The sequence below is a fragment of the Intrasporangium oryzae NRRL B-24470 genome (assembly GCF_000576595.1).
Lineage (GTDB): Bacteria > Actinomycetota > Actinomycetes > Actinomycetales > Dermatophilaceae > Intrasporangium_C > Intrasporangium_C oryzae.
In genome coordinates this window covers 1-21,358 of record NZ_AWSA01000027.1, presented here as the reverse complement: position 1 = coordinate 21,358, position 21,358 = coordinate 1, and the positions used below count along the sequence as shown (strand labels likewise).

Annotated in this window: 22 protein-coding genes; 10 read left to right on the top strand and 12 right to left on the bottom strand. The window is 73.0% G+C overall.

Annotated features, from left to right (window positions below):
- Positions 1–41: 41 nt before the first annotated feature.
- Positions 42–1,529: a lipopolysaccharide biosynthesis protein gene (locus N865_RS13100; protein ID WP_084328203.1), complete on the bottom strand. Its 1,488-nt coding sequence runs from the start codon at positions 1,527–1,529 to the stop codon at positions 42–44.
- 87 nt (positions 1,530–1,616) lie between these two features.
- On the opposite strand from N865_RS13100, the gene N865_RS13095 reads away from it, so the two are divergent.
- The 3 genes from N865_RS13095 to N865_RS13085 are packed head-to-tail and all read left to right on the top strand — an operon-like array spanning position 1,617 to position 4,235.
- The gene (locus N865_RS13095; RefSeq protein WP_157557691.1) at positions 1,617–2,693 is read left to right on the top strand and encodes a Gfo/Idh/MocA family protein; all 1,077 of its coding nucleotides are present in this window, start codon (positions 1,617–1,619) and stop codon (positions 2,691–2,693) included.
- Positions 2,690–3,436 (top strand): acylneuraminate cytidylyltransferase family protein, encoded by a 747-nt coding sequence (locus tag N865_RS13090; protein ID WP_034806703.1) that lies wholly within the window; start codon positions 2,690–2,692, stop codon positions 3,434–3,436. Before N865_RS13095 ends, N865_RS13090 begins: the two co-directional genes overlap by 4 nt.
- A 13-nt stretch (positions 3,437–3,449) precedes the next feature.
- Entirely contained in the window at positions 3,450–4,235 is a 786-nt protein-coding gene (locus N865_RS13085) for an SDR family oxidoreductase (RefSeq protein ID WP_034806701.1), read from the top strand.
- Positions 4,236–4,304: 69 nt separating this feature from the next.
- Here N865_RS13085 and N865_RS13080 read toward each other — a convergent pair whose 3' ends face one another.
- Entirely contained in the window at positions 4,305–5,324 is a 1,020-nt protein-coding gene (locus N865_RS13080; protein ID WP_051510541.1) for an LLM class F420-dependent oxidoreductase, read from the bottom strand.
- Between the two features lie 76 nt (positions 5,325–5,400).
- Here N865_RS13080 and N865_RS13075 point away from each other — a divergent pair, with 76 nt between their 5' ends.
- The 4 genes from N865_RS13075 (at position 5,401) to N865_RS21810 (ending at position 8,754) form a co-directional block, all read left to right on the top strand.
- Positions 5,401–5,865, top strand: coding sequence for a CoA-binding protein (locus N865_RS13075; RefSeq protein WP_034806696.1), 465 nt, complete (start codon positions 5,401–5,403; stop codon positions 5,863–5,865).
- A gap of 93 nt (positions 5,866–5,958) precedes the next feature.
- The gene (locus N865_RS13070; RefSeq protein ID WP_034806693.1) at positions 5,959–6,468 is read left to right on the top strand and encodes a putative immunity protein; all 510 of its coding nucleotides are present in this window, start codon (positions 5,959–5,961) and stop codon (positions 6,466–6,468) included.
- Positions 6,469–6,659: 191 nt separating this feature from the next.
- Complete coding sequence (locus N865_RS13065) at positions 6,660–8,264, top strand: hypothetical protein (RefSeq protein ID WP_157557690.1); 1,605 nt, start codon at positions 6,660–6,662, stop codon at positions 8,262–8,264.
- Between the two features lie 67 nt (positions 8,265–8,331).
- The gene (locus N865_RS21810) at positions 8,332–8,754 is read left to right on the top strand and encodes a VOC family protein (protein WP_157557689.1); all 423 of its coding nucleotides are present in this window, start codon (positions 8,332–8,334) and stop codon (positions 8,752–8,754) included.
- A gap of 60 nt (positions 8,755–8,814) precedes the next feature.
- Here N865_RS21810 and N865_RS13055 read toward each other — a convergent pair whose 3' ends face one another.
- From N865_RS13055 to N865_RS13010, 10 genes are all read right to left on the bottom strand, one after another.
- On the bottom strand, positions 8,815–9,147 hold the full coding sequence (locus tag N865_RS13055) for a TfoX/Sxy family protein (RefSeq protein WP_034806687.1): 333 nt from the start codon (positions 9,145–9,147) through the stop codon (positions 8,815–8,817).
- Positions 9,148–9,224: 77 nt separating this feature from the next.
- Positions 9,225–10,880 (bottom strand): acyltransferase family protein, encoded by a 1,656-nt coding sequence (locus N865_RS13050; RefSeq protein WP_051510539.1) that lies wholly within the window; start codon positions 10,878–10,880, stop codon positions 9,225–9,227.
- Between the two features lie 175 nt (positions 10,881–11,055).
- Entirely contained in the window at positions 11,056–11,628 is a 573-nt protein-coding gene (gene purE, locus N865_RS13045) for a 5-(carboxyamino)imidazole ribonucleotide mutase (protein ID WP_034806685.1), read from the bottom strand.
- Positions 11,625–12,818, bottom strand: coding sequence for a 5-(carboxyamino)imidazole ribonucleotide synthase (locus tag N865_RS13040; protein ID WP_034806682.1), 1,194 nt, complete (start codon positions 12,816–12,818; stop codon positions 11,625–11,627). Before N865_RS13040 ends, purE begins: the two co-directional genes overlap by 4 nt.
- A gap of 36 nt (positions 12,819–12,854) precedes the next feature.
- On the bottom strand, positions 12,855–13,529 hold the full coding sequence (locus tag N865_RS13035; protein ID WP_084328202.1) for a GtrA family protein: 675 nt from the start codon (positions 13,527–13,529) through the stop codon (positions 12,855–12,857).
- Positions 13,530–13,570: 41 nt separating this feature from the next.
- Positions 13,571–14,605, bottom strand: a complete 1,035-nt coding sequence (locus N865_RS13030) for a sensor histidine kinase (RefSeq protein ID WP_407636775.1) — start codon at positions 14,603–14,605, stop codon at positions 13,571–13,573.
- Positions 14,602–15,279, bottom strand: a complete 678-nt coding sequence (locus tag N865_RS13025; protein WP_034806679.1) for a response regulator transcription factor — start codon at positions 15,277–15,279, stop codon at positions 14,602–14,604. The genes N865_RS13030 and N865_RS13025 overlap by 4 nt, the downstream gene beginning before the upstream one ends.
- Before the next feature lie 175 nt (positions 15,280–15,454).
- A complete protein-coding gene (locus N865_RS13020; protein WP_034806676.1) occupies positions 15,455–16,258 on the bottom strand; it encodes an enoyl-CoA hydratase/isomerase family protein in 804 nt (267 codons plus the stop codon).
- A 22-nt stretch (positions 16,259–16,280) separates the two neighbouring features.
- Positions 16,281–17,456, bottom strand: coding sequence for an adenylate/guanylate cyclase domain-containing protein (locus tag N865_RS13015; RefSeq protein ID WP_034806674.1), 1,176 nt, complete (start codon positions 17,454–17,456; stop codon positions 16,281–16,283).
- A gap of 7 nt (positions 17,457–17,463) precedes the next feature.
- On the bottom strand, positions 17,464–18,354 hold the full coding sequence (locus tag N865_RS13010) for a biotin--[acetyl-CoA-carboxylase] ligase (protein ID WP_245603752.1): 891 nt from the start codon (positions 18,352–18,354) through the stop codon (positions 17,464–17,466).
- Positions 18,355–18,378: 24 nt separating this feature from the next.
- On the opposite strand from N865_RS13010, the gene N865_RS13005 reads away from it, so the two are divergent.
- The 3 genes from N865_RS13005 to N865_RS12995 form a co-directional block, all read left to right on the top strand.
- Positions 18,379–20,022, top strand: a complete 1,644-nt coding sequence (locus N865_RS13005; RefSeq protein ID WP_169735742.1) for an acyl-CoA carboxylase subunit beta — start codon at positions 18,379–18,381, stop codon at positions 20,020–20,022.
- The gene (locus N865_RS13000; RefSeq protein ID WP_034806673.1) at positions 20,019–20,249 is read left to right on the top strand and encodes an acyl-CoA carboxylase subunit epsilon; all 231 of its coding nucleotides are present in this window, start codon (positions 20,019–20,021) and stop codon (positions 20,247–20,249) included. The genes N865_RS13005 and N865_RS13000 overlap by 4 nt, the downstream gene beginning before the upstream one ends.
- 85 nt (positions 20,250–20,334) lie before the next feature.
- On the top strand, positions 20,335–21,358 hold a 1,024-nt coding region (locus N865_RS12995), incomplete at its 3' end, for a protein kinase domain-containing protein (RefSeq protein WP_051510538.1).

Sequence of the window (21,358 nt, the reverse complement as noted above, 5' to 3'; positions counted from 1 at the left end):
CTCCTGCTGGTGTCGTTGGGTCGGTCGGGGAACACGACATCCTATCCGCGCAGCGTCCGCAGGACGCGCGGCGCGAGCGCGAGGGCCCCCGCCCCGACGATCGCCGTCAGGGCGAGGCGCACCCACACCCCCGGGCCGTCGGCGGGCAGCAGCCCGGCGAGGACGGCGAGGACGATGGCGCACGACCAGACGACGGGCACGGCGACGGGCCACCGGAGCGGCGAGTGGCGCCGCGCGAAGAGGGCCGTGAGGAGGGCGAGGACGAGGTAGCCGACGCCCTTGGCCGCGGCGATCCCGACGATGCCGGCGACCGGCGCGAGGACCACGGCGACGACGACGAGGACCCCGAGCGCGGCGAGCGCCGCCCACGCGAGGCGCCCGGTCCGCTCGACGTCGAGGACCGCGAGCGAGGCGCCCTGGTAGACCATGTACGAGACGGCGGCGGTGACGACGAGGGCGAGCGCGTCGACCATGGCCGCACGGTCGAACGACGGGTCGGCCATGAGGGCGACGAGCCACGGCCCGAGGAGCGCCACGCCGACGGCTCCGAAGGCGACCACGGTCGTCAGCGCGGCGCCGGTGCGCCCGGTCCACGCCCAGCGCGTCCCGACGGGGTGCGACAGGACGAGGGGACCCCACGCGTTGAAGAGGGCCACGGCGAGGACGAACGGCATGTTGCCGAGCTGGAGGGCCACCTGGTAGCTGCCCGCAGCGGCCTCGCCCAGGAGGAGGCGGGTCAGCAGCACGTCGCCCATGAGCAGGCCGAGCATCGCGACGGCCTGCGGGAGCAGGGGCGCGGCGAGTCGCACGCCTTCGCGCACGCGCGCTCGCGCCGCCGTGGGCGGCAGCGGCCGTCCGACGGCGACGGCAGCCACGGCGACGAGGACGAGGACCGCGGCGTATGCCGTGAGGTACGTCCCAGCCGTCGGGTCCCCTCGCGCCGCGAGCAGTCCCGCGCCCTGCGCGAGAACGGTCGATCCGACGGCGAGCAGGAGGAAGCCCCAGGGCCTCATGCGGGCCCGCATGAGCGTCTGACCGGAGACGACGGTCGTCAGGGCCACGGCGGCGACGAGGAGGGGCAGCCACTCGGACAGCTCGGCCCGCCCCGCGGCAGCGAGCGACAGGGCGATGACGAGACCGACGGCGCCGACCCCGGCGGCCAGGAGGATCATCGCGCCGGCGAGAGCGCGAGCGGCGCGCGGGCCGTCGGCGCCGCGATGGTGCTCGCGGAGGATGACCTGCGGCAGGCCCGCCGCAGCGAGCGTGCCGACCATCTGGACGGCGACGACCCCCGTGGAGACCCGGCCGAACTCCCCCGGTCCGAGCAGGCGGGTCGCGAAGGGGAGGATGAGCAGGACCCCGAGCCCCTGCAGGGCCGTCCCGACCAGGTAGACCAGCGAGTGCGCCCCCAGCGAGTGCGACGGCCCTGTCCGGGCGGCCGCTGGAGCAGCGTCCGTCGCGTCCGTCGCGTCCGCTGCGTCCGCTGCGTCCGCTGCGTCCGCCGCGGGAGAATCGGGGGTGTCTGCCACGATGTGAACCTACTAGCACCTCCCGGAGGGACCCCAAAGAGGACCTTCGGACCCTCGACCGGCCATGACGACTACGAAGGAGCCCGCGTGACTGCGACCGTCGTCGTGCGCGGCTCCGGCTCGATCGGCCGGCGCCACGCGCGTGTGCTCCGCTCGCTCGGTGCCGAGACCCACCTGTGGCCGGTCCGTCCCCGGGGGGTGTCCGGCTCCGACCCGGCCACCGGCGCCACGCTGCTCGACGAGGCGTCCGGCCCGGCTGTCGTGGCCCGTGCCGACCTCGTCGTCGTCGCCACGGACACGGGCCGGCACGTCGCCGACACGGTGGACGCGCTCGACCTCGGCGCGGCGCGGGTCCTGCTCGAGAAGCCGGTCGCGCCGTCGCTGCCCGACGCGGAGCCCTTGGCCACGCACCCACGCAGCGGGGACGTCTGGGTCGCGGCGCCGCTGCGGGCCCACGCCGCCTTCCGTCACCTCCTCGCGCTCCTGCCGTCCATCGGCCGCCCGGTCTCGGCGCACGTGTGGTGCCAGTCGTGGCTGCCGGACTGGCGGCCCGACCGTGACTACCGCGACTCGTACTCGGCCCGTGCCGGCGAGGGTGGTGTCCTGCGCGACCTCGTCCACGAGCTCGACTACGCCTCGGTCCTGCTCGGCGAGCCTGCCCTCGTCGGGGCCCGGCTCGACCACGACGGTCCGCTCGAGATGGCGGCGGAGCAGTCGGCGACCCTCCTCTGGACGACGCCGGTGGCCTCGGGCGTGACCGTCCGGCTCGACTACGTCACCCGCCCGGCCACTCGCGGGATTGTCCTGCGCGGCCCCGACGGCAGCCTGGAGTGGACCGTCGCGAGCGCAACCGTCCGGCATACCGACCCGTCGGGGAGCGTCGTCGAGGCGACCTTCGCGGAGGACCTCGACCGCGACACCGTCATGGCCACCCAGGCCCGGGCGGCCCTCGGGATGCACCCCGCCGCGGACCCGGCGAGCCGGCACGCGGCGGGCGCCCCCGCAACCCTGCCCGAGGGCCTGTCCACGCTCGCGCTGTGCGATGCTGCGCGTGCGCTGAGTGCCGGCGCCTCACCCCCGATCCCCCCGGCACCCGTCGAACCCCGAGACCACGAAGCCCGCCACGATCCCCACGACCCCGGCGCCCCCGAGGAGACCCGATGACCGAGCAGCGGATCCTGGGCGTCATCCCGGCCCGGGGCGGCTCGAAGGGACTGCCCGGCAAGAACCTCCGCGAGCTCTTCGGGCTGCCGCTCATCGCGCACAGCATCAGGGCCGCCGCGATGACCCCTGTCGTCACCCGCTGCATCGTGTCGACCGACTCCGAGCAGATCGCGGAGGTCGCGCGGCGGTTCGGCGGCGACGTCCCGTTCCTCCGGCCGGCCGAGCTGGCCGGCGACGACGCGCCGATGGCGCCCGTCGTGCGGCACGCGCTCGAGCACGTCGAGCGGGAGGAGGGTCGCGCCTATGACGCCGTCCTGCTGCTCGACCCGACGAGCCCGGCCCGCGTGCCGGACCAGCTGACGGCAGCCGCGCGGCGCCTCGCCGAGCATCCCGGGCTCGACGGCGTCATCAGCGTCTCCGAGCCGACCTTCAACCCGGTCTGGGTCGGGGTGAAGCCCGACGGGAGCCCTTCCGGGGCCCTGACCCGCTTCTTCGAGTCGGGGGCCGGCGTCACCCGTCGCCAGGACGCCGGGCGCTTCCTTCGGATCAACGGCAACTTCTACCTGTGGCGCGCCGACTTCGTCCGGCGCCTCGAAGCCTCGTGGTTCGACGAGGGCCGGCATGCCGGGGCCGAGATCCCCGAGTCGCAGGCCTTCTCGATCGACGACGAGTACGAGTTCCGCCTCATCGAGGCGCTTATCGTCGCGGGGATCATCACGCTGCCCTGGATCGACCGTGGCTGAACCGGAGGGCCCGATGACCGTCCCGACCACCGACCTCACCGGACGCACCGCCGTCGTCACGGGAGGCGCCGGACCGCTCGGCGCGGTCCTCGCCGACGCGCTCGCCTCCGTCGGGGCGCGGGTCGTCGTCGTCGACCGCGACGCCGACGCCTGCGCGGCGACGGCGGAGCGCCTTCCCGGCGACGGCCACGTCCCGTGCGGGGCCGACCTGCTCACGCCCGAGGGGCTGTCGGCCGTCGTCTCGTGCGCTCACGATCTCGGCGCGTGCGACGTCCTCGTCAACAACGCGGCCTTCACCGGCACGTCCGGCGTCCCCGGGTATGCCGTCCCGTTCGAGGAGCAGACCGACGAGGCCTTCGCGACGGCCCTCCAGCTCAACCTCACGGCGCCGTTCTCGCTGACGCGCCGGCTCGCACCGCTCCTGCGCTCGGGTGGGCACGGCAGCGTCGTCAACGTGTCGAGCATCTACGGTCTCGTCGGACCCAACATGGGCCTCTACGCAGGGACGCGGATGGGCAACCCGGCGGCATACGCCGCCTCGAAGGGTGGGATCGCCCAGCTGACGCGCTACCTCTCGACGGTGCTCGCGCCCGACGTGCGCGTCAACGCCTTCGCGCCCGGCGGGATCGCCCGTGGGCAGGACGAGGCGTTCGTCGAGCGCTACGAGCGGCTCACGCCGCTGGGCCGGATGGGCACCGAGGACGACTTCCGTGGTGTCGTGACATGGCTCGCCTCGGACGCCTCGGCCTACGTCACCGGCCAGGTCGTCGCCGTCGACGGCGGCTGGACCGCCTGGTAGCCCTCGGTCGCACGCGTCCTGAGGGGGCCGACCCGGCATCGAGCCGGGCGGGACCCCTCAGGACGATGGTCAGCCCTTGAGCGCGGGCGCGACCGTCTGCTCGAAGAGCTCGATGCCGGAGCGGTCGTAGGCGGCCTCGGCGAAGTACGTGATCGCGTAGGTCATCCCGCGAGCCTGCATGCCGGTGAACATCTCGACGATCTGCTCGGGCGTGCCCACGGCCGGCTGCTTGCGCAGGTCCTCGACGGCTGCGGCCGCCCTCTCCGGGGCGACGCCGCCCTTGCGGAGCAGCTCACCGTAGAACTGGAGGCGGTCCTCGACGTCGGCGTCCGTCTCACCGATGACGACGTTGTAGTTGGCCGACCGGACGATCGAGTCGAAGTCGCGGCCGACCGTCTCGCAGTGGCCGCGGAGCAGCGCGCTCTTGGCCTCGAAGCCCGCCGGGCTGCCGTCGAAGTTGGTGTAGTCGGCGTACTGGGCGGCGATCTTGAGGGTGACCTTCTCGCCGCCGCCGGCGATCCACATCGGTATGCCGTTGAGCTCGCTCCCCGGGGCGGACGTGCCCTGGAGGGGGCGCGGAGCACAGAGCGCCCCGTCCACCTGGTAGTACTTCCCGTCGAGGGTGGCCGACCCCGTCGTCCACATGTCGCGGAAGATCTGGACGCCCTCGCGGAGTGCACCCAGGCGGTCACCGGCCTGCGGGAAGCCGTAGCCGTAGGCGCGCCACTCGTGCTCGTACCAACCGGCGCCGATGCCCATCTCGACACGACCGCCCGAGATGACGTCGACGGTCGCGGCGACCTTCGCGAGATAGGCGGGGTTGCGGTATGACATGCACGTGCACATCTGCCCGAGCCGGACCCGCCGGGTCGTGGCGCCGAAGGCGGACATCAAGGTCCACGCCTCGTGGGTCGCCTCGCCGGAAGGCTGCGGGACGGTGTGGAAGTGGTCGTAGACCCAGATCGACTCGAACACGTCGCCCTCGTCGATGTGGCGGGCCAGGCCGGCCATGACGTCCCACTGACGATCGGGCTCGATGCCGACGAGGTCCATGCGCCAGCCCTGCGGGATGAAGACTCCAAATCTCATCCCGCCATCCTGACACGCCACCCGGGCACCGGCACCTGCAGTCCCGTACGCCACGGCGCCATGTGACGATGGGCGCATGAGCCCGCACCGCAATGACCCGAGCGTCATCCGCGACCTGCTACAGACCCCGGCCACGTGGGCCGTCGTCGGCCTCGGCGACAACCCCGGGCGCACGGCATACCCTGTCTCCCGCTGGCTCCAGCGCGAGCTCGGCATGCGGCTCGTCCCGATCCATCCGAGCGCCGCTCGGGTCCACGGAGCCCAGGGCTACTCCTCGCTGTCCGAGGTGCCCGACGGGACGACGGTCTCGGTCGTCGACTGCTTCGTCAACAGCGCCCACGTCGGCGCGGTCGTCGACGAGGCGATCGCCGAGCGTGAGCGCCTGGGGATCGAGGCGGTCTGGCTGCAGCTCGGCGTCGTCGACGAGGACGCCGCGGCGCGCGCCGAGGCGGCCGGGCTCGCCGTCGTCATGGACACGTGCCCCAAGATCGAGTTCCCTCGCCTCGTCCCTGGGGACGGGACCGCGGCGATCCGCGACTGACGCGGCCACGCGGCCACGCGGCGCGTCCTCTGCCGGCGTTCGTTCGGACGGAGGTCGCGGTCGGCCACCGCACCGGGCTGTCAGGCTGGGTGCATGATCCTCCCGAGCGTCCGCGACCCCCGCATGGTCACGATCCGCCGTGGCGGGCTGCTCAGCGACGCGGACCACCGGCTCCTGGCGCTGTGGGCCGCCGAGTGTGCCGCCCATGTTCTCCATCTGTTCGAGGCGGAGCAGCCGTTGGATGCCCGTCCTCGGGACGCGATCTATGCGGCCCGCGCGTGGGCGCGGGGCGAGATGACGATGATGAAGGCCCGAGCCCGCGGCGGACACGCGATGGGTGCCGCACGGCCGCTGCGGGGAGCGGCCCGGTTCGCGGCGTACGCCGCCGGGCAGGCAGCGTGCGTGGGCCACGTGGCCGAGCATGACCTCGGCGCTGCGGCATACGCGATCAGGGCCGTCCGGGCCGCGAGTCCGAGCGACGTCGAGGCCGGTCGGCTCGAGCGTGACTGGCAGCGCGACCAGCTCCACGGGCGGATCAGGACGCTCGTCCTCGAGGACCAGGCTCGGAGAGACTCCATCTGCTGGTCCGTCTTCGGGGACTGACCCATCGCGGGCGGCCGGTTCTTCGGGCCGTGCAGCCCTCCTGGCCCTCAGCGCCGGCCGGGGGGTCGCGCGGGTCGGCCAAAGCGCGCACAGCCTCGGACGGACGGAGGACACTGGAACCCGACGATGCGGTGGCATCGTGGTCGAGCGCCGAGCGGCCCCAGGTTGAAGCGGCGTCGACTGGAGGGAACATGACGCGAACCCGTGCATTGGTGTCGGCCCTGGTCGTGGTTGCGGCGGCTCTCGTCGCCGGGCCGCAGGCGTCGTCAGGCAGTCCGGTCGGGTCGCTCGATCCGCTGTGCGAGCGGCACCCGACGTCCTGTCCCGATCCGAGCTCTCGACAGGACTACGAAGGCGGTTACGTCGGCCATGACGAGCCGGCCCTGCTGTTCTACTCGGACCGGTCCGGGTCCGGGAACTCGAACACGTGGCAGCTGCGGCTTCCGCGGGAGGCGCCGACCCTGCCGAGGCAGGACGGCACCGGCGGGACGTGGAACTTCCAGCGCAGCGTGGCGTTCTGGTTCGGCATGGATCTGTGCGAGACGCAGAGCTACCCCAACCCGGGCGTTCCGTGCACCCCGGACTCGGACACCAACATCAAGGACAGCAGCGACCACACTGCACCGGACTGGATGGGCAACCACGTGGGGACCGGCTTCCTCGAGCTGCAGTTCTACCCGCCTGGCTGGGTGCCGGAGCCGAACGTGTCCTGCGACCCGACCAGGTGGTGCGCCGCCATGGTGGTGTTCGGCCTGTCCGCGACCCGCACCCAGGTCAACAACGCCGACTGCCTGAACCGTGCCGGTGAGGAGTGGGCGGACTTCGCGTTCATCACCCGGAGCGGTCGCCCACAGGCGCCGCCGGACCCGCTTGGCGCCACCGCGGCGACCTTCACCCCCGATCCCGCCCAGGTGCTGTACATGGACGCCGGGGACACCCTGCAGATCTCGGTCCACGACTCGGCGGCCGGTCTGGTGAACTCGATCAGCGACCTGACCAGCGGCCAGAGCGGTTCGATGACCGCCAGCGTCGCCAACGGCTTCGCCCACCCGCTGTTCCAGCCGTCGGCGGCAACCTGCACGCAGGAGCCGTACGCATTCCACCCGATGTACGCCACCTCCAGCGAGCACACGATCGTGCCGTGGACCGCGCACACGTACAACGTGTCGTTCTCCGACGAGATCGGCCACTTCGAGTACTGCGATCGTGCCAACGTTCAGGGCAGCTGCGTCAACCCCGGCGTCGGGGAGACGAAGAAGGACGCCGACGACACGGCCTGCTTCAACGCCGGCGACTCCCTCCTGGCGCCCGTCGGTGGCTGCATCGCCACCGACCGTGACTTCGATGGGACGTCGTACCAGCCCGACTGGTCCGGCACGCTGGCCGACCCCGCGCAGGACCGGCTGGTGCACTCGGCCTCCTTCCAGTTCACCAGCCCGCGAACCAACGGGCGCAACTACAGCCGGATGGCGTTCGAGGTGGACATGCCGGCCATCGAGCCGCTGTCCGTGTGCGCCCTGGACGGGACCGGGTGTGTCAACCCGCCACCGGGCGCCCAGTTCTACCCGATCTACTCGACGCGGTCAGGGCCGAGCGGCGGGTGCGCCTGGCAGGAGGGGGGCACCTTCATCCCCGGGACGACGAACACGTTCGGCGGGACCTCGGCCGCCGAGTACGGCCCGACGCTGGCGACGTACTACCCGGGCGATCCGGGGTTCCCCGAGGGCACCTTCGTGGACAACTTCCGCAACGTGCTCGCCGGCAACCCGTGCCCGAGCAACGGCCGGCTTCCGTAGGCCGCCGACCTTCCGAAGGCGCGCGTGCGGTCCCGCCGACCCGGCACGCAGGTGGGAGAGTGTGCTGATGGAGATCCAGCTCAGCATGCTGATCCTCGAGGTCCGCGACCTGGCGGCCTCGATCGCGTTCTATCGCGACCTCGGTCTCGACGTCCCGGATCCGGTGCCCGGTCGACCCGTTGTCATCCATCGAATGGGCAGCGGCGTGAGTCTCCTCCTCACGACGTCGTTCGCGGCCACCTACGACCCGGCGTGGACCCGCCCGGCGGCGGGCTACCAGCAGCTCCTCGAGTTCTATGTGGGCGAGAACGCCGTCGTCGACGAGCGCTGGGCCGACCTCGTCGCCGCCGGCCATCCGAGCCGGATGCCACCCACGCAGACGGCAGGCCCGTACGCTGCCATGGTCGACGACCCCGATGGCAACGTCGTGCTCCTCACGTCCGACGAGGCGGCCCGCGTCGACCAGGCCTTGACCGCTCCGGACTCCTGAACGCCCCTGACGCCCGCGCACAACCCCGCGCGAGCGAGAAGGCGGAGTGCCAGGACCGGCTCACGTGCCCTTGGGTGGGAGCGAGCGCGCATGGGCAACGCCCCGCGAGACCCACTCGTCGAGCCCGGGCCCGTCGAGATCGGCGACGACCCGCAGCCAGCCACGCATCTCCCGCCCCCGCATCACCATCGGGGTGACTCGCTCGCCATCGATCCACGAGTCAGCCTCAGCGGGGTCGACGCGCACCAGGAGACCTCCCCCGCCGCTCGCGGCCACGGCCATGTTGCCGTTGACGAGGAACGCCAGCCCGCCGAACATCTGCCGCTCGACGAGGTCGTCCTCGCCGCTCAGGCGCGCGCGGATGCGGCTGGCAAGGTCGGCGTCGTAGGCCATGCCTCGAATTATGTCCGGGCGCACCGACAACGGGCCGGAAGCCCACGGACCCGCCGGAGCAGGCTGGGGCCCCCTCCTCACCGCCTGCCCCTGCCGACGGGAGACTGGGCGGGCCGCGCCGCCGCCAGGGCTGCAGCGACCAGCCCGAGGGCGAGCGCCCCGACGAGGGCGAGCAGGCGAGGCGACGAGGGAAGCCCGCCGAGGCCCACGGCATACGCGGCGCCGACGGCGAGGAAGACCCCGGCACCCTCCAGCAGCGACCGAGTCGCAGCCCGAGCGTCACGTCGGGCACCGCGCAGGAGCAGCATCGCCACTCCGACGCACAGCATCGCCACGGCAGGCGCCACGTCGACACCACCGAGGACGCGGTAGACCGTGAAGGGGTTGCCGGCATCCGTGCCCGCCACGCCGAGCAGCCCGAGCTCCGCCAGCACGACCGCCGTGACGGCGGCGATCGACGCCGCACGCGTGCGTGGTGCCGGGGCCGGGGGTGTCCCGCGCTCGAACCTCCCGACCAGCAGGACGACGACGGCGAGCAGCAGCCCCGCGGCGGCGAACCACACCAGCCGGACCGCCCACCAGGAGAGCCCGGGCGGGTCCGGGTGAGGCAGGCCGGAAGGCGCCAGGACGCGCGCGACCACGGCCATGACCGGCTGGTGCCACAGGTACACCGACATGATCGACAGGCTGACCGTGACCACAGCCGTCCACACCCTGGGCCGTCGCAGCCATCGGTTCAGCGGGCCGCGGGCCAGGACGGCCACCGCGACCTGGGCGACCGCGAGCGCCGTCAGGGCGGCGGTCGGTGGGTTCATGTTGACGAGCTCGTCACCGGGGACGCCCACCATGCGCGCCGGGTACGGCCCCGCCGTGAGCAGCACGAGCGCCCCGACGCCGAGGCAGGCGAGCAGCACCGCACGTCTTCGTCCGAAGGCGCCGTCGGCGTACAGGTAGCCGAGCTGGTGGACCAGCCCCCAGACGACGAGCACGTTGACGTATGCCGCCCACCCCAGGCCGCCTGCCAGGCGGAGGACGTCGACCGCCCCGACGACGGCCAGTCCCGCGACGACGACGCGCCACCCCCACCGCTCGTGCCAGCGCAGCGTCACCGGTGTCAGCGCCACGACCATCACGTAGATGCCGAGGAACCACACCGGCTGCAGGAGGATCGCCCCACCCGCACCCAGGCCGGGCGCCCCGGCGAGCGCCTGGACGACGTTGCCGACGACGACGGCGAGGAGCAGGACCGCGGTCGGCGCGAGCAGCCGGTGCATCCGGCGGTCGACGAAGGCGGCGTAGCCCTCGCCGCGCTCCTTCGCGCCACGCCAGCTCCGGCTGTTCGCGAAGCCTCCGACGAAGAAGAAGAGGGGGATGACCTGGAACACCCACGTCAGCGGCCACAGCTCCGGGGCCGCACCCAGCGCGCTGCGGTGCTGGATGCCGCCGCCGCTCCAGAACAGGTCATCGACGAGCCAGTGGCCGACGACGACCACGACGATGCTGCCCGCGCGCAGCAGGTCCAGGAACCGGTCGCGGACACGCTCGCCGGACGTGGACCCGCCGGACGTGGACGCGCCCGTCGTGGAGGCGCCGGTCGTGGAGGCGCCGGAGGACGCGACATCGGTCCCGTCGGCCGCTGCGTCACTGGGACCGAAGGCCCTTCCGGCGATGGGAGGCTCGGCGCCGCTGACCTTGTCATCGTCGCCGGCCGGGCGGGCTGGCGTGGTGGTCACGGGGTCCTCCTTGTGGCACCTCCACCGGATGTCTCCTCGCCGCGAGCGTACGGCGAGGCGCCCCGGGCACCCAGAGGATTTGGTCCCACTCCGCAGAGGCTGCGCGACGGGCTCCGATCAGGCGCCCCCAGGCAGCCCGAGGGCCATCAGGTCCGGGACCACCCGCGCGGCGTGCTCAGGACGTGAGGCCGCGGGCGACCTGCTCGCGCAGGGCCGCGCCCTTGGCGTGGGCCTGGTCGCGGAGGTCCGCCTGGAAGGCGACCATCCGCTCGCGGACGGCCAGGGCGAGCGCGTCGCCGCCGGTGCCGACGATCCGTGCGGCGAGCAGCCCGGCGTTTCGGGCACCGCCGATCGAGACGGTGGCGACGGGGACGCCCGCCGGCATCTGGACGATCGAGAGCAGGGAGTCCATCCCGTCGAGGTACCTGAGCGGGACGGGGACGCCGACGACAGGCAGGGGCGTCACCGAGGCGAGCATCCCCGGCAGGTGGGCTGCTCCCCCGGCGCCGGCGATGACGACGCGCAGGCCGCGGCCGCCCGCGGACTGGCCGTAGGCGATCATCTCGTCGGGCATCCGGTGCGCTGAGACGACGTCCGCCTCGTAGGGGATCCCGAACTCCTCGAGGGCCCGCGCCGCCTCCTGCATGACGGGCCAGTCGCTGTCGCTGCCCATGACGATGCCGACGACCGGTGCTCCGGCGGGTGCGGCGAGGGAGGTGGCATCCGCAGCGCGCGAGGCCTCGGTCATTCGGTGATCACTCCTCTGAGGTAGTCCGCCGCGTGGCGTGCGCGCTCGCGCGCGTCCACGAGGTCGGTCGAGCTGACGTTGACATGCCCGATCTTGCGCCCCGGGCGGACGCCCTTGCCGTAGACGTGGACCTTGGCGCCGGGGTCGCGAGCCATGATGTGGCGGTAGGCCGGGTAGAGCTCCTCGTAGTCGCCGCCGAGCACGTTGGCCATGACCGTCCAGGGGGAGCGCGGGCGCGGGTCGCCGAGGGGAAGGTCGAGCACCGCGCGCAGGTGCTGCTCGAACTGCCCGGTCACGGCGCCGTCGATACTCCAGTGGCCGCTGTTGTGGGGGCGCATCGCGAGCTCGTTGACGACGTAGGCCGGGCTCCCGTCCTCGGCGCGGACCTCGAACATCTCGACCGCGAGGACCCCCGTCACGTCGAGCTCGCCCGCGATGCGAAGCGCCGCCGCGGTCGCGACCGAGGCGAGAGTCGGGTCGAGGTGGGGGGCCGGTGCGAGGACCTCGGTGCAGATTCCGTCGGTCTGGACGGTCTCGACGACCGGCCACGCGGCCGCCTGCCCCGAGGGGCTGCGCGCGATGAGGACGGCGAGCTCTCGCGTGAACGCGACCTTCTCCTCGAGGAGGAGACCGTCCTCGAGCGCACCCGGCTGCCCGACGAGGGCGAGCCACTCGGCGAGGTCGTCAGCGGAGCGGGCGACGGTCACACCCTTGCCGTCGTAGCCTCCCCGGGGTGTCTTGGCGATGATCGGCCACCCGACCTCGTCGCCGAAGGCCGTCACCTCGGCCGCGGTCCGGGCCCGCTGCCAGCGGGGGCAGGCGATGTCGAGGCCGCTCAGGCGCTCACGCATGGCGAGCTTGTCCTGGGCGAAACGCAGGGCCGACCGGGTGGGGTGGATCGCCACGCCGTTCGCCTCCAGGGCCTCGAGGACCTCCTGCGGGACGTGCTCGTGGTCGAAGGTGACGACGTCGCACTGCCGGGCGAAGGCGAGGACGGTGTCGAGGTCAGTGTGCTCGCCGACGGGCGAGCTCGGCACGACGAGCGCCGCCGCGGCCAGCTCGCTCTCGGCGAGGACCGACAGCTGGATGCCGAGGCCGACTGCTGGGGACTGCATCATCCGGGCGAGCTGTCCGCCGCCGACGACACCGACGACGGGGAACCCTCCGGGGGCGCGCTTGGGCTGGCTCACGTGGCCCAAGCGTAGTCGGCGCCGGGCGTTCTCCTCCTACCGGTCTGAGCCTCGGTCGCCGCCCGGCTCGACTCCCCCGATGGGGAGGGCATCGGACGAGGAACCGACCGTGGCGCCCGGCACCGGTTCGTCGTCCACCTCGGCGAGCATCTCGTCGGCGTGGACCGGGTCGGCGAGGTCGGGGTGGTGCGTGCGCACGGCGGCGAAGGTCCACAGCTTGTTGAGCACGAACGACAGCGGCGTGACGACGGCGATGACGATGAGCTGGGCCCAGTAGAGCCGGGTCCGCAGGCCGGTCGAGTCGTCCAGCAGCGAGGTCGGCAGGGCGAGTGCGGAGTCGGGGTGCATGAGGAGGGTCAGCAGGCCCAGGCCGACGACCTGGCCGAGCAGCCCGACGGTGAGGAAGGGCCAGTACTCCCGCCACCACGGGGCGTGGTGGTCGCTGCGGAAGGTCCACGACCGGTTGAGCTGGAAGTTCCAGAGGTTGGCGACAAGAAAGGCGATGGTCGAGTAGACGTGGTACCACCGGACGTTGAACTCGGTGCCGGGCACGCCGACGATCGCCTGGTCGAAGGGCGGCCCGAGCCTCTTGACGACGATGAGCGTCAGCATGTTGACGAACACGCCGGAGACGCCCACCAGCCCGAAACGCAGGAGCAGCACCCAGTTGTGGCGGTGGCGCACGAACAGGTACTCACGCAGGCGCCTCACAGTGGGGACCCTACCCCGCGAGTCTGGGGAGACCCGGTGCGTCACACGGACTCGGCCTCGGACAGGAAGAGCGCGAAGCGGGCGGGCTGCGCCTGGACGAGGTCGAGACGTCCGCCGTTGGCCTCGGCGAGGTCGCGCGCGAGGGCGAGGCCCAGCCCGGTGCTCCCCCCTGCGCCGCTGCTCACGGACCGCTCGAAGATGTGCGGCGCCATCGAGGCGGGCACACCCTCGCCCTGGTCGCTCACCTCGACGATGACCGACGGGCCCGACCTGCGGGCGTGGACGTCGACGGTGCCGCGGCCGTGGACGAGGGAGTTCTCGAGGAGGGTCGAGAGCACCTGCGAAAGGGCGACGGGCGTGGACCGGACGAACAGGCCCCGCTCGCCCCGGACCCGGACCGAGCGGCGCGCCTGCTCGAACGCCGGCTGCCACTCGCGCTGGAGGGCCGCGATGACCGAGTCGAGCGAGACGACAGGCGGTGGACCGGCCGTGCTCCGGGTGCGCCCGAGGAGGTCGTCGACGACGCGGGTGAGCCGTTCGACCTGGGCGATCGCGATCGTCGCCTCCTCCTTGACGACCTCGGCGTCGTCGGTGTCGGAGATCTCCTCGAGTCGCATGAGGAGCGCGGTGAGCGGTGTGCGCAGCTGGTGCGACGCATCGGCGGCGAAGTCCCGCTCGGCCGCGAGGGAGCGCGTCATGTCGTGCGCACGCCGGGTCATGACGTCGGAGACGGTGTCGAGCTCGGCGATGCCGGACCGCACCGGGGCGAGGCGGGCCTGCCCAGCGGCGAACCGGGTGGCGAGGTTGACGAGCTCGGCGGAGGAGCGCTCGACCCGCCGGCGGAGGCGCACGGTGGCGAGCGTGCCCGCCACGGCGCAGATCGCCCCCGCGGCGAGCAGGACGACGCCGAAGCGGGCCACGCCGACAAGGGGGTCGTTCTCGATCCAGTCGCGCAGGACCGCGGGGCGCTCGGTGACGAACCACCACACCACCCCCGTCGTGACGAGCACGAGGAGGCTGGCCGTCACGGCGGCGCCGATGACGGCCAAGCGGTCGAGCAGCGCCCGCACGGTCACTCGGCCTGGGGTCGCTCGAACCGGAAGCCGAGCCCGCGGACGGTCGCGATGTACTGCGGGGAGGTGGCGTCGTCGCCGAGCTTTCGGCGCAGCACCGAGATGTGCATGTCGAGGGTCTTCGTCGAGCCGAACCACGCCGTGTCCCAGACCTCGCGCATGAGCTGTTCGCGGGTCACGACCTTGCCCTGCTCGCGCACGAGGACGCGGAGCACGTCGAACTCCTTGGCCGTCAGCTGGAGCGGGATCCCCTTGAACCACGCGCGGCGGCCGTCGGAGTCGATCCGGACGAGCTCTCCCGTGACGACCACCTCGTTCGGGGTGCGCCGCAGCAGGGCCCGGACGCGGGCGAGGAGCTCGGCGAGACGGAAGGGCTTGGTGACATAGTCGTCGGCGCCCGCGTCCAGCCCGACGACCGTGTCGACCTCGTCGGCCCGCGCGGTGAGGATGAGGACGGGGATCGTGCGGCCCTCGGCACGGATGCGGCGGCAGACCTCGAGCCCATCGATCCGGGGCAGGCCGAGGTCGAGCAGGACGAGGTCGGGGTTCTCCTTGGCGCCCTCAAGGGCGGCGGCGCCGTCCTCGCGCACGTCGACCTCGTAGCCCTCACGACGGAGGGCACGGGCCAGGGGCTCCGAGATGGCGGGGTCGTCCTCGGCCAGGAGCACTCGGGTCATGTCACCGTCCTTCGCATCGTCGTCACGCTCTGATGTCGCGCTCTGCTCGGGTCCCGCTCGAGTCCTGCTGGTGTCCTGCTCGTGCCCGGATCGGGCACTGGGTTGTCGGGCCCCGGCGGTCCGCAGCCTACCGACATCCTGCAGGCGCGCACCTCGACCGCCAGGGCGAGCCGCCTCAGCGGCCCGGCCAGACCGGGGTGCGCTTCTCGGCGAAGGCCGCGACCCCCTCCCGGCGGTCGCCCGAGAACGCCGTGGCCCGCCAGCACGCGTCCTCGATCTCGAGACCGGCGGCGAGGTCGACGTCGGCGCCGAGGCGCATGGCGCGCTTGGCGCTGCGCAGCCCGACGGGTGAGTTGGCCGCGATGGTCCGCGCGAGCGCGAGCGCCCGGTCGCGGGCGGTCCCGGCCGGGACGACCTCGTCGACGGCACCGAGCTCGTGGGCCTCACGGGCGGGCATCCTGGCCGCGGTGAAGATGGCGCGTGCGGCCCGCGACCAGCCGACCCGCCGGACGAGCAGCTGGGTGCCGCCGCCGCCCGGGATGACCCCGACCCCGACCTCGGGGAGCCCGACGAGGGCCTCCTCACCGGCGACGATGACGTCGCACGAGAGGGCGAGCTCGAAGCCGCCCCCGAGGGCGAACCCGTCGACGGCCGCGATCGCCGGCATCGGGAGCGCGAGGACGCCGCCATATGCCGCTCGCGCGACCGGGCGCTGCTCCATCAGGTCGGCGTCGGTGAAGGCGTTGCGCTCCTTGAGGTCGGCACCCACGCAGAAGGCCTTCGGGTGGCTCGACGTCAGCACGACGCACCGCACCGAGTCGTCGGCGGCAACCTGCGCGGTCGCAGCGGCGATCGCCCTGGCCATGTCGGTGGAGACGGCGTTGAGCGCCTCCGGACGGTCGAGGACGAGCTCGGCGACGTGCTCGAGACCCGGGTCGGTGAGTCGCTCGACGCGGACGAGGGACGGGCTGGACGGCATACGGGCTCTCCTGGTTGCGGGGTCAGGTCGCGCGGCGGCCGGTGGCCGGGGCGCGGCGGAGCAGGGACGGCGAGACCGGGCCGACGCCGCGCAGGATGCGGCGGCGCTGGCCGGTGAGGACGAAGCCGGAGAGCGTGGCGAGCTCGCGGGCGAGCGTCGCGTCGACGAGGACCGAGCCGGCCTGGGCGACGGCGGTGAGCCGCGACGCGCGGTTGACCGTCGTCCCGAAGACGTCGCCGAGGCGGGAGATGATCGGCCCCCGGGCCATCCCGACGCGGACGTCGGGCAGCAGGTCGTCGTCGCTCATGGTCTCGACGAGGTCGAGGGCGATCGCGGCCGCTGGCGCCGCCCCGACGGTGGTGAAGAGGACCTCGTCGCCGACGGTCTTGATGAGTCGCCCGCCATGGGCGGTGATGACGTCGGCCGACAGGGCCTCGAACCGGGAGACGAGCCGCGCGAGGTCGCGCTCGGACATCTTGCGGACGAGCGAGGTGAAGCTGACGAGGTCGGCGAAGCCGACCGAGCGCATCTTCGTCAGGCCGTACGACTCTGGGTCGGCGTCGGCCATCATCCGCGAGACGGTCGCCGACAGGTGGCGCCGCCACGCGTAGACGAGGAGGGGCTCGAGCCGGTCGGCGAGGAGGGTGAGGCGCCGCGCGGTCTCCGTCGCGGTCTCGAGGGTGGGCACCGAGCGCGTCTCGGCCTCGTCGCCCTCGCCCGGCTGCTCCCCACCGGCTGCGAGCGCCGCGGACATCTCCGACTCGACGGCCTCGGCGATGAGCTGGGACTGCCATCCGGCGAGGCGGTCGGCCGACCGCGCGAAGGCCCGGGTGAGCGACAGGGCCGTCGTCTCGTCGAGCAGGCCCTCGCGCACGAGCTCGGCGACCGACTGCAGGGCCCGCTGGTCCGCCTCGGTGAACAGCTCGTCGTCGGTGTTGACGACGGGGAAGCCGAGGGCGTGCCAGAACTTGCGGGCCGAGAGGAGCGAGACCTCCGCGCCGCGGCTGACGTCGCGGCGCCGCAGGGCGAGGGGCCGGCCGAGGAGCTGCTCGGTGAAGTCGTGTCCCCCGCCCACGCCGATCGACGGCGCCCCAGGCGCCCCAGGTGCACCAGGTGCATCGGACACACCGGCGGCCGGCGCGGCGGCCGCGTCGGCCGGCGCCCCGGTACCCGCCGCCACGTTGCCGTCCTCGGTCATGCTCCGATCATTCCACCCGCGACCGGCGGCGCCGCACGTGGACGACGTCTCCCGCGGCGAACGCTCGCACCCCCGTCGGGGTCTCCACGAGGAGGGCGCCGGCGTCGTCGACGCCGGTCGCCACCCCCTCCACGTCCTCCGAAGGGAGGTGGACCCGAACGTCGGCACCGATCGTCGAGCAGGCCAGGCGGTATGCCGCCCTCCCGTCCTCCGCGCCCGCCGGGCCGCCCGTCTCGCCGGCCTCGGCGAGCGCCAGGACGAGCGGTTCGAGCTCGCGCAGGTAGGCGACGACGAGGTCCTCGCGGCGGACCGAGGCGCCCGCGAGGGCGAGCGAGGTCGCCGTGTCGACGGGCAGCTCCTCCCGGGTCTGGTCGATGTTGACGCCGGTGCCGACGATGACCGCGTGGCCACCCGGAGCCCCGGGCACGGTCACGAGCTCACAGAGGATGCCGCTCACCTTGCGGTCGGCGTCGTCGGCGAGGAGGACGTCGTTGGGCCACTTGAGGTGCGGCTCGACGGGGTGCCCCGCCCCGGCGGTGACCGTCCGGATCGCCCGCGAGAGGGCCAGCCCCGCGAGGAGCGGCAGCCACCCGGCGTCCTCGAGCCGCGCGACGGGCACGACGGCCGAGACGGCGACGGACGCGCGGTCGGGCACGGACCAGACGCGACCGAGCCGCCCCCGCCCGCCGGTCTGGTGGTCGGTGAGGACGACCCGCCAGAGGGGGCCTACGACGGGGCCGGGCCCGGCGGCATACGTCCCGCGCGGGAACGTCGTGACGATCTCCCGGGCGCGGTCGTTGGTAGAGCCGAGAACGGCATGGAACTCCACGTCGCGCCAGGGCCGGCCGGGAGTGACCAACCCCTCACGGACGGTCTTCACGTCGAGGGGGATACGCACGCGGACAAGGCTAGAGTGCGGCGCATGGCATCCGATCAGGCACTCGAGCAGACCACTGCGCCGACCGCGGAGGCGGCGGGCGGCGCCCCCGAGCTGAGCACGACCGCGGGCAAGCTCGCCGACCTGAAGCGGCGTGTCGCCGAGGTCGCCAACGCCGGCTCGGACCGGGCCGTCGAGAAGCAGCACGCACGCGGCAAGAAGACGGCCCGCGAGCGGATCGAGATGCTCCTCGACGAGGGCAGCTTCATCGAGATGGACAAGTACGCCCGCCACCGGAGCACCCAGTTCGGCCAGGAGAAGAACCGTCCCTACGGCGACGGCGTCGTCACCGGCTACGGCACGATCGACGGCCGCCAGGTCGCCGTCTTCGCCCAGGACTTCACGGTCTTCGGCGGGTCGCTCGGCGAGGTCTTCGGCGAGAAGATCGTCAAGGTCATGGACTTCGCCATGAAGATCGGCTGCCCCGTCATCGGCCTCAACGACTCCGGCGGCGCCCGCATCCAGGAGGGCGTCGTCTCCCTCGGCCTCTACGGCGAGATCTTCTACCGCAACGTGCGCGCGTCGGGCGTCATCCCCCAGATCTCGCTCATCATGGGCCCCTGCGCCGGGGGTGCGGTCTACTCCCCCGCCATCACCGACTTCACCGTCATGGTCGACCAGACCTCGCACATGTTCATCACCGGCCCCGACGTCATCAAGACGGTCACCGGCGAGGACGTCGGGTTCGAGGAGCTCGGCGGCGCCCAGACCCACAACACGAAGTCCGGCGTCGCGCACTACATGGGCAGCGACGAGCAGGACGCCATCGACTACGTCAAGGCCCTGCTCTCCTACCTGCCGAGCAACAACATGGAGACCCCGCCCGCCTACGACGAGGGCTCGGCCGATCTCACGGTGAGCGACGACGACCTGTGGCTCGACACGTGCATCCCCGACTCCCCCAACGTCCCGTACGACATGCACCAGATCGTCGAGCACGTCGTCGACGACGGGGAGTTCCTCGAGGTCCAGCCGCTCTTCGCTCCCAACATCATCACCGGCTTCGCCCGCATCGACGGCATGTCCGTGGGTGTGGTCGCCAACCAGCCGATGCAGTTCGCCGGCTGCCTCGACATCGACGCCTCGGAGAAGGCCGCCCGCTTCGTGCGCACGTGCGACTGCTTCAACGTGCCGGTCCTCACCTTCGTCGACGTGCCCGGCTTCCTCCCCGGCACGTCGCAGGAGTGGGACGGCATCATCCGCCGCGGCGCCAAGCTCATCTACGCCTACGCCGAGGCGACGGTCCCCAAGATCACCGTCATCACCCGCAAGGCCTACGGCGGCGCCTACGACGTCATGGGCTCCAAGCACCTCGGGGCCGACATCAACCTGTCCTGGCCGACCGGGCAGATCGCGGTGATGGGGGCGCAGGGCGCGGTCAACATCCTCTACCGCAAGGAGCTCAAGCAGACCGCCGAGTCGGGCGGCGACGTGGAAGCGCAGCGCAGGGAGCTCATCGCGCACTACGAGGAGACCCTCGCCAACCCCTACATCGCGGCCGAGCGCGGCTACATCGACACGGTGATCAGCCCGTCCAACACCCGGATGAACGTGACGCGGGCCCTGCGCGCGCTGAAGAACAAGCGCGAGACCCTCCCGCCCAAGAAGCACGGGAACATCCCGCTGTGAGCGCCGACCAGTCCACGGCGGCCGACCCCGCGCCGCCCGCGATCCGGGTCGTCACGGGGTCGCCGACCGCAGAGGAGGTCGCGGCGCTCGTCGCCGTCCTCTCGGCTGTCGGCGGCGCGCCGGAGGAGCACGACACGCACCCGTCGGCGTGGTCCGACCCCTCGTGGCGCCTCCTCGGTCCCTCGCGCACGACCGGCGGCTGGCGCGCCAGCGGCCTGCCCCGCTGAGCCGCGCCCTTCCTCCCGAACGGGCGGGCACTGACGGCCCCGTCGTGTGGCCCACGCCCAGTCGCCTCCCTTAGGCTCTTGCACCATGCCCGTCGACTCGTCCCCCGCAGCCCGCCTCGCCCAGCGCTACACGCTGCAGCAGCGTCTCGCCGTCGGCGGCATGGGCGAGGTCCACCTCGCCCTCGACGAGCGCCTCGGCCGGCAGGTGGCGGTGAAGGTTCTCGCACCCGGTTTCGCCGGCTCGCCCGACTTCGTCGAGCGCTTCCGCCGCGAGGCCCTCACGGCCGCCGGGCTGTCCCACCCCAACATCGCCCAGGTCTACGACTACGGCGTCGACGGCTCCACCCACTTCATCGTCATGGAGTACGTCACCGGCTCCGACCTCGCGCGGCTCATCCGGGCACGCGGCCGGCTCAGCCCCGCCGAGGCCGCGCACGTCGCCGGGCAGGTCTGCGACGCGCTCGCCGTGGCCCACCGGGCCGGCGTCGTCCACCGCGACATCAAGCCCGGCAACGTCATCGTCCGGCCCGACGGCACCGTGAAGGTCACCGACTTCGGCATCGCCCAGGCGCTCGGCCAGGCCTCCCTGACCGACACCGGCACGGTCATGGGCACGGCGGCGTACGTCGCGCCCGAGCAGGCGCGCGGTCAGGCGGCGAGCCCGGCATCCGACCTCTACTCGCTCGGCATCCTCCTCTTCCAGATGCTCACGGGCTCCGTGCCCTTCGAGGGTGACGCCCCGGTCGCGATCGCGATGCGCCACCTCACCGAGCCCGTCCCGGCCCCCGGCTCCCGGGTCGCAGGCGTGCCCCCGAGCCTCGACGAGGTCGTCATCCGCGCCACGGCCAAGGCGGTCGGCGACCGCTACCCCGACGCGGATGCGATGGGGGCGGCGCTGCGGCGTTCCGATCCGGCGCCCGCCCCTGCCACCCAGGCACTTCCCGTGGCCGACCCGACCTCCGTCCTTCGCGCCGGCGCCGGCACCGCGATGATGCCCGGGCCCGGAGCGGCCACCGCCTTCGGCGCGGCGGGCGCCAACGGAGGCCAGACCGCCGACCCCAGGACGGCCTTCGTGCCAGCGCCCCGGGACGCCGGCCCCGCCCCCTACC